This window comes from Cognatundibacterium rivi (assembly GCF_018139565.1).
Taxonomy (GTDB): domain Bacteria; phylum Pseudomonadota; class Gammaproteobacteria; order Burkholderiales; family Burkholderiaceae_D; genus Undibacterium; species Undibacterium rivi.
Map to the genome: position 1 here is coordinate 285884 of NZ_JAGSPK010000005.1, position 15088 is coordinate 300971.

Genomic DNA, 15088 nt, shown 5'->3' on the forward strand with positions numbered 1-15088 from the left:
CTCAGCTCCGGCGGGTTGCCGACAAGCGTTTGACTACCGCGATCAGGCGGTCTATTTCATCGCAGGTATTGTAAAACGCAAACGAAGGACGCACGGTTGCCTCAACACCAAAGCGACGCAATATCGGTTGTGCGCAATGGTGCCCTGAACGTACCGCAATGCCTTCCTGATTCAGCGCGTGCCCGACCTCTTCCGTCTTGTAGCCGGCAAGGACAAACGATGCAACACTCGCCTTCGCGTGAGCCGTGCCTATCAGGCGTACGCCAGGTATGCTTTTCAAGCCATGGGTTGCATACTCAAGCAAAGCATGTTCGTACAAAGCAATTTTTTCAAGACCGATACGTTCCACATAGTCGATCGCAGCGCCCAGACAGACGGCATCGGCAATATTGCCGGTACCAGCCTCAAAACGCGCTGGCGCAGGCTGATATTGGGTGCGTTCAAAGGTCACATCCGCAATCATATTGCCGCCGCCCTGCCACGGTGGTAATTGCTCCAGTAAAGCTTTTTTACCATAGACGACACCGATACCGGTGGGACCGAATACTTTGTGTCCGGAAAACACATAGAAGTCGGCATCCAGCGCCTGTACATTGACACGCAGATGCGATACCGCCTGCGCACCATCCACCAATACGCGGGCTCCGGCACTATGCGCGAGTGCAATGATTTCCTGCACCGGAGTGATGGTGCCGAGTGCATTCGACACCTGCGTGACAGCGACCAGGCGAGTCTTGCTGTTGAGCAGTTTGCGATACTCATCCAGCAGAATCTGACCACTGTCATCCACCGGAATCACCCGTATCACGGCGCCCTTTTCTGCCGCCAGCTGTTGCCATGGAACGATGTTGGCATGATGCTCAAGTTGCGACACGATGATTTCATCACCGGCACCGATAAACTTTTTACCGAAAGTATTCGCGACCAGATTAATCGCTTCTGTCGCACCGCGTACGAAGATAATTTCCTCTGGCGACGCCGCACCCAGAAAACGTGCCACGGTATTGCGCGCACCTTCGTAAGCATCGGTTGCCCGCGCTGCCAGTTCGTGTGCGGCACGATGAATATTGGAATTCTCGTGTGCATAGAAATAGCTGAGTCTGTCGATCACCGATTGCGGCTTGTGCGTCGTCGCGGCATTATCAAACCAGACCAGTTGTTTGCCATTCACACGCTCCGCCAATATCGGAAAATCGCGCCGTACGGCATGGATATCAAATGGTGCGGCCAAAGCAGGATTCGCAGCGCGGGGAGCAGCATCCCAGTAATTTTGTTCGCCTTGCTGAAAATAATACGTGGCCGACAATTCATTTGCCGGTGTGGCTGTTACCGCTTTTGCCGGATACAACTCTCCTAACAAACGTTGCAACTGATCCTGTCCTGGTAAGCCGAAAGCGCGGGCGCTGACCTGATCACTACCGGTCGCCTGCGCCGCCAGACTATCCAGACCCGCATCTACGGACGGATAAGCATGTTCTCCGCTTAAAAAATAATATGGAGAACCTGCCCCACCAGCCTGAGGCCGGGATGGAGCTATGCTGCTGCCACCGTTGTGCGGCAAGGCCGCTGCATAGATCGCGGGTACACCCTGCGCGATGCCCGGCTCCGCGACTGGTGCTACATGCGCCGACGAACTGCTTTGCGGCTCAATGACAGGCACGTTCCCAGCAGGAGACACCGGCACTGGATGCGGCTCGTTCAGGTGCGACAATCCCGGCAGGAATTGTGCAGCCGCCTGAGCCACACCCGGCACCAGCGCGAAGAATTCAGATGCCATGCGATTCAGTAATGCCTCATCCGGCACACCATCCGCAGACACCTGATGATTATTTGTAGGTGTCAGGATAGTCATGATATTTACCGATCTCCACATCATCCAACACAGCCAGGGCATCATCTGTCAACACTGCCAGTGAGCAGTAAAGAGAAATCAGATAAGAAGCAATCGCATTACGGTTGATACCCATAAAACGCACTGACAGACCTGGGCTCTGCTCACCAGCCAGCCCGGGCTGGAACAGACCAACCACCCCCTGCCGTTTTTCACCAACGCGCAGCAAAATGATTTTTGTTTTGCCATCTTCAATCGGTAATTTGTCAGATGGAACCAGAGGAACGCCGCGCCATGTCAGGAATTGTGAGCCAAACAGACTGACTGTCGGTGGAGGAACACCGCGACGTGTGCATTCGCGGCCAAACGCCGCAATCGCCAACGGATGCGCGAGGAAAAAGCCTGGCTCTTTCCATACTTTGGTCAGCAGATCGTCCAGATCGTCCGGTGTCGGTGCGCCAGTCAGCGTCGAGATGCGTTGATCCTCATGCACATTCGCCAGCAGACCATAATCAGGGTTATTAATCAGCTCGCTTTCCTGACGCTCCTTGATTGTTTCTACGGTCAGACGTAATTGCTCTTTAATCTGATCGTGCGGGCTGCTATACAGATCGGAGATACGGGTATGTACATCCAAAACGGTAGCGACTGCATTCAGGAAATATTCGCGCGGTTGCTCTTCGTAATCCACAAAAGTCTGCGGTAATTCGGATTCGTCGCGTTGAGAACAGGCAACGCGCACATCCTTAGGATTTTTTACCTTGTTGAGCCGGTAAATGCCGGCTTCAACCGGCAGCCATTGCAGCAGATGCACCAGCCAGCGCGGAGAAATGGTCGATAACTGCGGAACGGTTTTAGTTGCATTGGCTAACTGTCGGGCAGCATTATCGCCCAGTGCAAAATTCGGCGAAGGTACATCAGACATAGGTCACTCCATGAGTAAGTGGATTTATCGGACTACAAAAAAATAACAACAAGAATTAACAACAAAAATAGCAATTCATCTGTTAAGACAGTGTCTGATGCCCATCGCCCGCGTTCAACATGCTATCGCCATCAAGGACATTTTTTGCATTACTTGCGCGTGACGCACATCCTCGCAGCGTGCCAGCAGTTCTGACATACGAAAGCCTAATGCCTGCGCCAGTTTTTCCATCGTCACCAGTGACGGAATTACTTTTCCGCGCTCAATCTCACCGATATACGAGCGGTTCAGATTTGCCTTTTCCGCCAGCACTTCCTGCGACCACTGACGTGCGTCACGTGCCTGACGAACAGCAATACCAAAGCAATGGCAAAGCTCTTTCATCATCACTCCGGATCGGTCGTTGCGAGATTCTTTTCATGGCGCAAACTCGCCTGACTGACATGACTACCGGGTGCCACATCAGTCGTGACCCAGACGTTGCCACCGATGGTCGCGCCACGCCCTAAAGTAATCCGCCCTAAGACGGTCGCTCCCGCGTAAATAACAACATCGTCTTCAACAATCGGATGACGCGGCAAACCCTTTTGTAAATTACCTTCTTTATCCGCGGGAAAACGTTTTGCACCGAGCGTCACTGCCTGATAAATACGCACGCGCTGCCCGATTACGGCCGTCTCACCGATCACCACACCAGTACCGTGATCGATGAAAAAACCGGGACCAATCTGCGCACCGGGATGAATATCAATGCCAGTCTGACTGTGGGCAATTTCTGCAACGATACGTGCCAGTAAAGGCACACCCAGCAAATACAACTGGTGTGCAACCCTGTGATAAATCATGGCCAGCACGCCGGGGTAGCAGAGTAAAACTTCATCGACACTGCGGGCGGCAGGATCGCCCTGATAAGCGGCAATCACATCGCTGTCGAGCAGGGTGCGTATCTGCGGCAAAGAACGTGAGAAAGTGCGCACGATAGACACTGCCCGATCTTCAGTATGCAGCTCATGGTGGTTGTTATAGCGCGATGCGTAACTCAGTTCCAGCCGCACCTGCGTCAGCAATGAATGCAGCACCGAATCAAGGGTATGCCCAACGTAAAAATCTTCACTTTCCTGACGCAATTCCGGCGGACCAAGACGCATGGGAAACAGCGCTCCGCGCAAATCCTCGAGTATCTTTGTCAGCGCATCCCGCGATGGCAATTCACGCCCACCCGGCTCCGATGGGCGCACCTGGCGGCTGCGCCAGGTCTGACGCACAGAGGCCAGTTCACTGACGACCTGCTCGATACCAAATAATGACGCTCGCTGTATTGCAGGTGCATGGGCTTGATTATTGGCTTTATTGTTAGTCATAACTCTGATCAGTTCAGTTGTGATTCAGTTTTGATTCAGCTTGCCGATGAAAGAAGTCAATGACCGCAGTACCAGCAAATTTTGTGTGGTCGCTGATATGCGCTTAATCCTGAACCCAGGGTAAGGAATACGAACGCCAGCCACCAAGCTGCCCACGTTGCTGAATCTCGTTGATCTCGCCTTCAAACCCCTCAGTGATATTGAAGACGTTCACAAATCCGGCCGTGGTCAGTGCTTCAGCCGCTGCCGCCGAACGCTTACCGCTACGACATAACAACAAAAATACAGCCGCTTTATCTTTGAGTTTGCTTTCGAATTCCTTCGCGAAACGCGGATTACGGGTCATTGCGGTGCCTGTCGCCCAGGCGACATGCTGGCTACCGGGAACATGACCAACAAACTTACGCTCCTCATTTGTACGAACATCAACGAGGGTGGCGGCACCCAGTTGCACCAGACGCCAAGCGTCAACCGGCGTCAGACTGCCGGCGAAAGGCAGTTGCTGTTGACGGGCATCTTCTTTTGCATGGGAAAGCAGACTAGCGACATCGGCGCCGCTGTTATCAGAAGCGGAACTGGCGGAAGAAAAAGCATCGTTGGGGGTGATCGTAGAATCTGTCATACATATCTTTCAAAGCAATTGATGTGTTTATCGAACATCGTTATGACAAAACTGTAGCGAAATCCCTAAGAGTGGAAAACGAATTAAAACGCGATTATTTATACAAAAAACGATTAACGATTTCTTCGGCACGGTCAGCGTGCTGGTGACACCAATCCGCGAACATGGTTATACATGGAACGCGAAGACATAAAAAAGCCCCCGCAGATGACTGGCGGAGGCTTTGTTGTTTCAGATGGTTTACTTGTTCAGTTTATTCAGACAAACAGAAAAAAATACTCATTCATTTTTGAGTTTTTCACATCGCCCATCGCGATAAGGACCTGCAGTGCGTTCCCACCCATCACCCGGTGAAGTCTGCGAACAGACCTCTGCATCTTTGATTTTGCTTTTCCACTTATACCAGGATGCGGGCGCGGCGAATGCTGCAAACGATACACACAGCAAAAGGGATGCACACAATATGGTGACGATAGATCGGTGCCGATAACTGTGCTGATCACCCATTACGCAAACCTCCCGTCCTTTGTTATATCAACAGAACATACACTACAAAGAATTCATCATCTCGTCGGAAAAATCCGATGACTCATCTGGTTTGTAAACCATTTATGTGCTGTGCCAGTTCATCAATACTCAGAATCACAAGATCATGTGCCGCTGCGTAATTCAGAATATCCTGACCACGTGACATGCTGCCATCCGGATTCATCAGTTCGCATAATACCGCTGCCGGCTGCATTCCAGCCAGACGCACCAGATCCACGGAGCCCTCAGTATGACCACGCCGCTGTAATACTCCGCCAGGCACTGCCCGCAAAGGAAAAACATGCCCTGGCCGCGCCAGATCGCCGGGTATCGCACCTTCTGCGATCGCAGCCTTGATCGTTGTGACCCGATCCGTAGCAGAAACGCCCGTAGTCACACCGTGCGTGGCTTCTATCGTGACCGTAAATGCCGTACCAAAACGACTACCATTTGCAGCCACCATCGGAGGCAAATCCAGCTGCTGCAAGCGCTCGTCGGTCAGGCACAGACACACGATACCGCTGCAATCACGAATTAGTCTGGCCATGCTCTCGGTGGTAATTTTTTCCGCTGCGATGATCAGATCGGCTTCATTTTCACGATCAAAATCGTCCATCAATAAAACTGGTCGTCCATTCCGAAGGTCGGCCAGAGCCCGCTGTAAACGCTCGGTAAAAGGACTGTCGGAATAAACAAAACTCTGGGATGCTTGTGTAGTCGCTACGACTGATGAAGATGATGCAGTAATTGAACCGGGTACTGCAGTAAGGCTGCTTGTGTTACTCAACATAATTGAAACGCTCCGCAAAAAAAATGTGCAAAAGACGTTCCAGGGGATTTTTGAATAGCCCAAAGCCAGCGCTCACGAGCTGGCGCGAGCACTGATATCAGGCGTATCTTCTCTCATCCGGACTATCACCGTCGGCTCTGGAATCACACCAGATCTGCTGACCTTGCAAAAACCATCAGTACAACGACGATGATCATTCACTGCAAGCGCTCGCGGGCTTGATTTACCAAAAATATCTGGCAAATTTTACCGCCGGTGGGGAATTACACCCCGCCCTGAAGACGTACGACCTGCCGACATCGTCGGCGAACCAATTATACGCAAAATACTCTGCCGGTGTTTTCAGTTCAGGAATGAATGATGATGGTGAAGCCCGAAAAGCAGCATCACGTCAATGTACTCTCGGCAAAGTGATCTGAAATACAGAGCCGCCATCGGCGTGTTGAGCATAACTGACTTGCCCCTTATGTGCCTGTGCAATCGCACGCACCACCGCCAGACCCAAACCGCTACCGCCGCTTTCGCGCGACCGCGAATCATCACCACGCTGAAAGGCTTCGAAGATAAAAGGGATCAGATGCTCAGGGATTCCCGGCCCTTCATCCGTCACTGTCAGATGAAATGCATTTTGCGACAGTCTGGATTCAATCAGCAACTTTCCTGGAGATGCGTAGCGACGTGCATTTTCAAGCAGAGCGACGATCACTTGCCGTAGGCGTGACGGGTCACAGACGATGATGGTACTTTCTACCTTCATATCAAGATAAAATCCGGCGGCAGTCAATGACGGTGCCATGAGTTCCAGCACCTGACTGACTTCGGAGGCAATGTCCACGTGTTCCAATCTCAGGCTCAGATAAGCGCCATCGGCCAGACTGAGAACGCGTAAATCTTCGACCAGACGGGTAAGCCCATCGACCTGATTCAAGAGATTACGAAACTGCACTTCCTCTGGCGGAAACACGCCGTCCGCCATGCCCTGCAAGCGTCCGCGCAAAATCGTCAGAGGCGTTCTTAATTCATGCGCAATCGCAGCATTCCAGGTCGTTAATTCATGTGCGGTACTTTGCAAGCGTTCTGCCATAGAATTAAAGCCATCAACCAGGGCAGCGGTTTCGCCCAAGGTACGATCGCCTGCCACTGCGCGGGCAGATAAATCGCCATCGGCAATACGTTTGACACTTTCGGCAATGGAGTTAAGCGGGATCAAGATGCGTCTGGCCAGTTTTCTTGCCGCAGCGATGCCAAACACAAGGCCGACAACAGTGATCGTCGCCATATAAATCCATTCCGGCCATGTTGGCAGTGACATCGGATCGACGTCGGTAAACAAACTGGGAACCCATTGAATCAGTAAGGCATAAAACACATAGGTGCTGATTAACACAATGGCGATGATGCTCAGTACAACTGCCGATGTCCAGCGAATGATTTGTCTGCTGAAATCCGATTCGGCGCTCACGATGGACTCTTCAGGCAATAGCCGACGCCGCGCAGGCTGACCAGCAAATGCGGCACATCTGCAGCTTCTAATTTTTTACGCAATTTGCTGATATGGCTATCAACGGTACGCTCCAGGCTGTCACCTTCTGGTAGGCAGCTGACCAGTAATTCCGCGCGACTATGCACCCGCGCCGGTGTGCGCGCCATGTGTGCCAGCAAACGGAATTCGGTCAGCGTAAGAGACAGTGGAAGCGCTGCATCGTTTCTCAGTACGTGCGCCTGATGCGATTCCAGATTGACTTCGATTGGTCCACAGCGCAACAGCCCACGCTCCGCTACGCCATTACTACCTGTGCGCCGCAGAACCGCCAACGCCCGCGCCGCAACCTCTGCCGGATTAAACGGTTTAACGACATAATCATCGGCACCAACACGCAATGCAATCAGCTTATCAATATCCTGATCATGTGACGTCAACATGATCACTGGGGTATTCCCTCTTCGCCGCAACTCGGACAATACCTGCCAACCGTCAACATGGGGCATTTTGACATCCAGTAAAACCAGATCCGGCTTGATCGCAAGATGCAACTCTAATGCAGCTCGTCCATCTTTTGCATGAGCGGTACGCATGCCATCCCGGTGTAGATAAGCCTTGATGATTTCGACAATTTCCGGTTCATCTTCCGCAATGAGAACTAAGGCACCACCAGATTCTGGTTTATTTGTACCGACGAAATTAACAGCAGGATGGTTCATAGGTGTTCAGAAAAAATATCGGTCTCCATCATAACTCCATAAATTCACCACGAAAACCCCACGCTGTTTTATTAAGCTTACAGATGACCAGTCTGAATCTGGATATTCCAAAAAGGTACATCACCATGAAGCAAACGTTTGTTAAACAGCGATTAATGATAGCGACACTTGCCGCTATGAATCTCGCCGCATGCGACAAATCAACACCCGAAGTGGCAACCCCGCCCGCCATTGTGGCGGCAATGAAAATTCAATCATCCAATGTCGTTTTACATGATGAGCTGGAGGGCCGTGTGGTTGCCTATCGCACCGCAGAAATTCGCCCGCAAGTAGGTGGCATCGTTCTGAAACGTCTGTTTCAGCAAGGTGCTGAGGTACGTGCCGGACAAGCATTATTTCAAATTGATGCAGCACCACTGAAGGCAGAATTGGATATCGCCGCCGCTGCCCTCAAACGATCAGAAGCCGTTTTTGAGCGCGCCGCACTGCAAAGCAAGCGACTGCAGCAAATGGCAGAAAGTGATGCGGTCAGCCGTCAAGTATTGGACGATGCGCAATCCGCAACGGCGCAGGCAGCCGCCGAGCTTGCGCAAGCGAAGGCCACCCTCGCACGACGCCACCTCGATCTTGACTATGCCAGCATCAAAGCGCCTATTTCCGGACGTATTGGTCAGGAATTGCTGACTGAAGGCGGATTGGTCACGGCCAGCGATGTCAATCCCATGGCAAAAATCCAGCAGATTGATCGCGTCTATGTTGACGCCAGAAAGCCGGCATCAAAATTAAGATCCATGCGTGATCTGCCTGGAAGTGATCAGAACAACGGCGCAAAGGAAATCCAGGTTCAGGTACTGGACGCGGAAGGCCATCCTTACCCAGTCAAAGGCACACTGTTGTTCTCCGGTGTGAATGTTGACGCAAGCAGCGGTGAGATCGTGATGCGTATTGAAGTAGACAACCGTGAACGCCTGTTGTTACCCGGAATGTATGTGCGTGCCCGCATCCCGCAGGGAACTGCTACCCCTTCAGTCATCGTTCCGCAGCAGGCTGTCCAGCGTGATAGTGCAGGAAAGCCCTATCTGTGGATCATTGAAGCCAACAAAAAAGTTACGCAGAAACCGGTTGAACTTGGTGCCGTCATTGGTGCTGACTATGTCGTCACCAATGGTGTCAGTGCTGGCCAGCTTGTCGTCGTTGAGGGGCTGGAGCGTTTGCAACCGGGAAGCGAAGTCAATGCGCAGCCCTGGAAAGCGATACCAGCGACACCAGCATCTTCTGCACGTTCGAAATAATCCCCGGGAATGATCATGCCGCAATTTTTTATTCATCGCCCGATTTTCGCCTGGGTCATTGCCATCTTCATCGCTCTGGCCGGAATCATTGCGATTCCGCAGTTGCCGATCGCGCGCTTTCCATCGATTGCACCACCCAGCGTCAGTATCAGCGCCAGCTATCCGGGTGCGACACCAAAAACACTGAACGATGCCGTTGTCAGCGTGATTGAACGCGAACTCTCAGGTGTTAAAAACCTGCTTTATTTCGAGTCCACTGCGGATAGTTCTGGCAGTGCACAGATCAGCATCACGTTTAAACCCGGCACAGATCCGGCAATGGCGCAGGTCGATGTGCAAAACCGGATCAAAACGGTAGAACCTCGCTTACCGCAAGTGGTACGTCAGAACGGGCTCGGTGTGGAGTCGGCCTCAGCAGGATTCCTGATGATCGTGGGGCTGAGCTCCAAAGAGGACAGCCTCAGCGAGGCCGATCTGAGCGACTATTTCGCCCGTAACATCGTGGAGGAATTACGCCGGATTGGGGGCGTCGGCAAAGTGCAGTTATTCGGCGCAGAAAAAGCGATGCGGATATGGGTCGATCCGGCCAGGCTGCAAGCTTATAATTTATCCATGAGTGATGTGACAACGGCAGTTGCACAACAAAACATTCAGATTGCTCCGGGAGCCATCGGAAGTTCACCGGCAATGACTGGCCAGCGCGTCACCTTTCCGCTGGAAGCACGCGGTCAGTTAGAAACGCCAGCCCAATTTGGCGCTATCGTTTTGCGCGCTAACGCCGACGGCAGCAAAGTCACGATTGCAGATGTCGCCAAAGTTGAACTCGGAGCGCAATCGTATGGCTTCTCTAATCGTGAAAACGGTAAGGTGGCAACGGCTGCAGCTGTTCAGCTTTCGCCGGGAGCAAACGCGGTCAAAACCGCTAAAGCGGTGCGCGCAAGAATGGCGGAACTGCAAAAATCGATGCCAGCAGCAATCAGTTACTCGATTCCATTTGATACCGCACCATTCGTTGAAATATCAATCGAAAAAGTGATTAAAACCTTGCTTGAAGCCATGGCGCTGGTGTTTCTGGTGATGTATTTATTCCTGCAAAAAGTGCGCTACACATTGATCCCGGCAATCGTCGCCCCGATCGCATTACTAGGCACATTTGCGCTGATGCTGTTGATTGGCTTCTCCGTTAACGTGCTGACGATGTTCGGCATGGTACTGGCCATCGGCATCATTGTGGATGATGCGATTGTCGTGGTTGAAAACGTTGAGCGATTAATGGCAACGGAAGGCTTATCACCTAAAGAAGCCACTTCCAAAGCGATGAAGGAAATCAGCGGAGCAGTCGTCGGCATTACGCTGGTGCTGACCGCCGTATTCATTCCTATGGCACTCGCCAGTGGCTCTGTCGGCGCGATCTACCGGCAGTTTTCAATGTCGATGGTGGTCTCGATTCTGTTCTCTGCATTTCTGGCGCTGACACTGACACCTGCGCTGTGCGCGACCATTTTGAAACCAATTAACGCTGATGCCCATGCGAGTACAGGTTTCTTTGGCTGGTTTAACCACCAGTTCGAGCGCATGACCAGCGGATATTCAGCATGGGTCGTCACCCTGCTGAAACGAAGCGGCAGAACCATGCTGATGTTTGCCGCCATCGTTGTTGCACTGGTGTTTTCATTTGGTCTGCTTCCCAGCTCATTTTTACCGGAAGAAGATCAGGGATATTTCATGACCTCGTTTCAGCTGCCTTCGGATGCAACAACAGAGCGCACGCTGGATGTGGTGAAGGTGTTTGAAAAACATGTCGCATCCCGTCCGGGAATCGATGCGAATCAGACCATCCTCGGGTTCAGTTTCTCCGGTGCCGGAACGAATACAGCAATGGCCTTTACGATGTTGAAAGACTGGTCACAACGGAATGGCGCGACAGCAGCAGACGAAGTCAGCCGGGCGCAGCTTGCGATGTCTGGTGTCACTGAAGGTACGGTCTTCAGTCTGATGCCACCAGCGATTGATGAACTCGGCACATCTTCCGGCTTTACACTACGCCTGCAGGATCATTCAAGCAAAGGCGAAGACGCTTTACGTGATGCGCAAAATACCTTGTTGAGGCTGGCCTCACAAAGCAAATTAGTGACAGCAGTCTATCCCGATGGACTGCAACCGGGTAGCAACGTCAGGCTTGATGTCAACCGCAAGAAAGCCGAAACACTGGGCGTATCGTTTACCAGCATCAGTGACACGCTGTCGACGGCAATGGGCTCCGCTTATGTGAATGACTTCGTGAACGCTGGACGTGTTCAGCAAGTGATTGTTCAGGCTGACGCGAAATCACGGATGCAGATTGATGATGTCTTGAAACTGCATGTACGCAGCAGCACTGGACAGGTCGTGCCACTCACAGAACTCGTTACGCCAGTCTGGGGTAAAGCTGCCCTGCAGTTAGTACGCTTTCAGGGCTATCCATCGGCACGGATTTCAGGCAGCGCTGCCCCCGGAGTCTCCAGCGGTGATGCGATGAATGAAATGGAACGCCTTGCGGCGCAATTGCCCCCCGGCTTTGCGCTTGAGTGGGTTGGCCAATCCTTGCAGGAACGTCAGTCGGCATCGCAGGCACCGATGCTGATGGCACTCTCCATGCTGGTCGTTTTTCTTGTACTGGCCGCTTTGTATGAAAGCTGGTCGATTCCATTGTCGGTCATGCTGGTTGTTCCACTCGGTCTGATTGGTGCCATCCTCGCCGTCTTTCTGCGCGATTTATCAAACGATGTTTTCTTTAAAGTCGGTCTGATCACGATCATTGGTTTATCTGCCAAAAATGCGATTCTGATTGTTGAATTCGCGAAGCAACTGGTCGGGCAAGGCATGAGTCTGTCTGATGCAGCGTTGCAAGCGGCGAGATTACGCTTACGTCCGATTCTGATGACATCACTGGCATTCGGGCTGGGGGTGTTCCCACTCGTTATTGCGACTGGTGCGAGTGCAGAGACTCAACACGCAATCAGTACCGGCGTACTCGGCGGCATGATCAGTGCGACGGTACTGGCAATCTTCTTCACACCCGTTTTCTTTGTGGTTGTACTGAGTACGGCACAAAGAATAGCAAAACGATTCCATAAAAAAACAGATGCTGACAAAACTGCCAGTTCTGCTCCGGTGATTGAAAGCTAATATGAAGTACATCATTTTCTCTGCATTGATTCTGGTGCTGTCCGCCTGCTCGCTGGCACCGGATCTGGACAGGCCGGCCGCACCGATACCGGGTATCTACTCAACACAAGCGCAAATGCAAGGCAAGAGCATCGCTGAAACCGGTTGGCGTCGCGTCTTTACAGACCCGCAGTTGCAATATCTGATCCAACTCGCGTTGGAAAACAATCGTGATCTGCGCATCGCAAGTCTGAACGTAAAAGCTGTGCGTGCACAATTTCAGATACAGAATAGCGCTCGTTTGCCAACAGTTGATGCCACTGCCGGAAGTGTCCGCCAGCGTACCGCGATGACAGACAGTACAGCGGCATCCATCAACACTCAGCATTCGGCAGGCTTAACAATGACTGCTTTCGAGCTGGATTTTTTTGGCCGCGTGAAATCATTAAGCGATGCAGCATTCGCGAGATATCTGGCCAGCGAACAAGGGCAACGTTCCGCGAAAATATCACTGATCGGTGCTGTGGCAGATGCTTATTATGAGAATCTTCTGGCAAGGCAACAACTCGATTTAACAGAAAAAACCTTAGCTGACTGGCGCACGTCGCTGAAACTCACACATAGCTTAAAAGCAGCAGGGCAAGTCAGTAGTGCGGATGTGACTATCGCCGAAGGGCAAGTCGCCAGCGCCGAAGCGGATTTATCGGAGCGGCAGCGTCAGCTCAGCAAAACCCTTAATGGATTGCGTTTGCTGACAGGCAGCGAGTTGATTCATAACAAGGCGAACTCTGACAGCATCAGCGATAGCGCTTTACCGCCGCAGATACCCGCCGGCCTGCCATCCGACCTGCTGACCTTGCGTCCCGACATCTTACAGGCGGAACAAAATCTGATTGCGGCCAACGCCGACATCGGCAATGCCAGAGCAGCTTTTTTCCCCCGTATATCGCTGACAACGTCAATCGGATACAGCAGCTCCTCGCTGAGCAATCTTTTTGGTGGCAATCAACATACATGGTCATTCGCACCGCAAATGACACAACCCATCTTTCAGCATGGGCGCCTGCGTTCGGAATTAAAGTTGGCAGAAATACGGAAATCGTCAGCCATTGCAGAATATGAGCGCGCGATACAAACCGCCTTCCGTGAGGTGGCAGACGCACTCGCAGGTCAAGCGACATATGCAAGCCAGATCGAAGCGCAACAGCGCTTTGCCGACAGTGCCAGAAAAAATCTGAATCTGACTCGCGTCAGATTCAGCGCCGGACAAGACAGCCGTCTGCAATTACTGGATGCGCAACGGACGTTATACACGGGTCAACGAGCCTTACTGGAACTCCGCAGACAACAATCCAGCAATACAGTGGTGCTTTATAAATCTCTGGGTGGCGGCGTACTGGACGAATGATGAATACATTGAATACCGTCATGCAGACAAGCGAACATCAATCTGTTCCGGTTAAAACCTCGCTCGTGACTTTGGCTGATAGCCTCGCAGGCTTAAGTGGCACAGTGCGATTTCGTACAATGCTAAAGCTATATGGAAGAGCTATCTTACGGTCAAACCTGACGTATCAGTGGCTGCATTTATTGAATTCACATCATTTTTATAGCGACCTGGTCAGAGCCAGATCACGATTTATTCACAAGCCCTATCGGCCGTATATTTCGACGTTATTGAATCACGACGCACGGGTTCAGGTCATACAGCAGCACTATGCATTTATGCTGGGACAGGGCTTACACGAAATAATCAGGCAAGCCTCCAGAGAGCCAGTTGATCTCGCATACTTCACTGGAAAAACGGGTAACACCTACGGCATACACTTATGCGCGATTGATCCTATGGAACGTGAAGGCGAGCTGGTATTGCAATTATCACAAAATCAGATATTGATTTACTCATGCGCATTCACCTTTTTCCGGGAAAATGGATGCATGCATATTTATATTGGCTGCATACAAGGATCCCGCGAAGAGAACGCCGTGCAGTTGATCCGCAGCAGCACGCGCGATCTCTATGGCATACGTCCTAAAAATTTACTGATCAAGCTGGTCGAACAACTGGGAGTTCAATTTAACTGCGAAACACTTCGTCTGGTTGCAAACACGCATCGTGTTGTTCGTCGCTCGATTAAACAGGGAAAGGTATTGTCTGACTACGATGCACTGTGGTCTGAAATTGGTGCGTCAAAACGGAAAGACGGTGACTACGAACTGATTTGCAAAAAAATAGTGCCGCCAAATCTGACACTGATCCAGTCAAAAAAACGTTCGGAAATCAAAAAACGCCACGACAACATGGTATTCATCGTTTCGGCCATCAAACATCACTTAACGCGCTTACGCAAAACAGCCATGGTGGTATTGCCAAATAGTATTGACTGAGT

12 protein-coding genes and 1 riboswitch are annotated in these 15088 nt (G+C 51.7%); of the genes, 4 read left to right on the top strand and 8 right to left on the bottom strand.

The window, feature by feature from the left end:
* Position 1: 1 nt before the first annotated feature.
* The 8 genes from KDM87_RS14740 to KDM87_RS14775 form a co-directional block, all read right to left on the bottom strand.
* Entirely contained in the window at positions 2-1852 is a 1851-nt protein-coding gene (locus KDM87_RS14740; RefSeq protein WP_230407801.1) for a family 2A encapsulin nanocompartment cargo protein cysteine desulfurase, read from the bottom strand.
* The gene (locus KDM87_RS14745) at positions 1827-2756 is read right to left on the bottom strand and encodes a family 2A encapsulin nanocompartment shell protein (RefSeq protein ID WP_212679783.1); all 930 of its coding nucleotides are present in this window, start codon (positions 2754-2756) and stop codon (positions 1827-1829) included. The genes KDM87_RS14740 and KDM87_RS14745 overlap by 26 nt, the downstream gene beginning before the upstream one ends.
* 114 nt (positions 2757-2870) lie before the next feature.
* A complete protein-coding gene (locus tag KDM87_RS14750) occupies positions 2871-3143 on the bottom strand; it encodes a helix-turn-helix domain-containing protein (RefSeq protein ID WP_230407802.1) in 273 nt (90 codons plus the stop codon).
* Positions 3143-4117 carry a serine O-acetyltransferase EpsC gene (epsC, locus tag KDM87_RS14755; protein WP_212679784.1) on the bottom strand — a complete coding sequence of 325 codons (975 nt, stop codon included), beginning with the start codon at positions 4115-4117 and terminating at the stop codon, positions 3143-3145. The genes KDM87_RS14750 and epsC overlap by 1 nt, the downstream gene beginning before the upstream one ends.
* Before the next feature lie 103 nt (positions 4118-4220).
* Complete coding sequence (locus KDM87_RS14760; RefSeq protein ID WP_212679785.1) at positions 4221-4739, bottom strand: rhodanese-like domain-containing protein; 519 nt, start codon at positions 4737-4739, stop codon at positions 4221-4223.
* Between the two features lie 589 nt (positions 4740-5328).
* Positions 5329-6057, bottom strand: coding sequence for a 3,4-dihydroxy-2-butanone-4-phosphate synthase (ribB, locus tag KDM87_RS14765; protein ID WP_212679786.1), 729 nt, complete (start codon positions 6055-6057; stop codon positions 5329-5331).
* 101 nt (positions 6058-6158) lie between these two features.
* Positions 6159-6344, bottom strand: a riboswitch (FMN riboswitch).
* Positions 6345-6448: 104 nt separating this feature from the next.
* Positions 6449-7519 (bottom strand): ATP-binding protein, encoded by a 1071-nt coding sequence (locus KDM87_RS14770; protein ID WP_212679787.1) that lies wholly within the window; start codon positions 7517-7519, stop codon positions 6449-6451.
* A complete protein-coding gene (locus tag KDM87_RS14775) occupies positions 7516-8259 on the bottom strand; it encodes a response regulator (protein WP_212679788.1) in 744 nt (247 codons plus the stop codon). Before KDM87_RS14775 ends, KDM87_RS14770 begins: the two co-directional genes overlap by 4 nt.
* Positions 8260-8384: 125 nt before the next feature.
* Here KDM87_RS14775 and KDM87_RS14780 point away from each other — a divergent pair, with 125 nt between their 5' ends.
* From KDM87_RS14780 to KDM87_RS14795, 4 genes are all read left to right on the top strand, one after another.
* The gene (locus tag KDM87_RS14780; RefSeq protein WP_212679789.1) at positions 8385-9551 is read left to right on the top strand and encodes an efflux RND transporter periplasmic adaptor subunit; all 1167 of its coding nucleotides are present in this window, start codon (positions 8385-8387) and stop codon (positions 9549-9551) included.
* A gap of 15 nt (positions 9552-9566) precedes the next feature.
* On the top strand, positions 9567-12719 hold the full coding sequence (locus tag KDM87_RS14785; protein ID WP_212679790.1) for an efflux RND transporter permease subunit: 3153 nt from the start codon (positions 9567-9569) through the stop codon (positions 12717-12719).
* Between the two features lies 1 nt (position 12720).
* The gene (locus tag KDM87_RS14790) at positions 12721-14106 is read left to right on the top strand and encodes an efflux transporter outer membrane subunit (protein ID WP_212679791.1); all 1386 of its coding nucleotides are present in this window, start codon (positions 12721-12723) and stop codon (positions 14104-14106) included.
* Positions 14107-14225: 119 nt separating this feature from the next.
* On the top strand, positions 14226-15086 hold the full coding sequence (locus tag KDM87_RS14795; protein WP_230407815.1) for a DUF535 family protein: 861 nt from the start codon (positions 14226-14228) through the stop codon (positions 15084-15086).
* Positions 15087-15088: the final 2 nt, after the last annotated feature.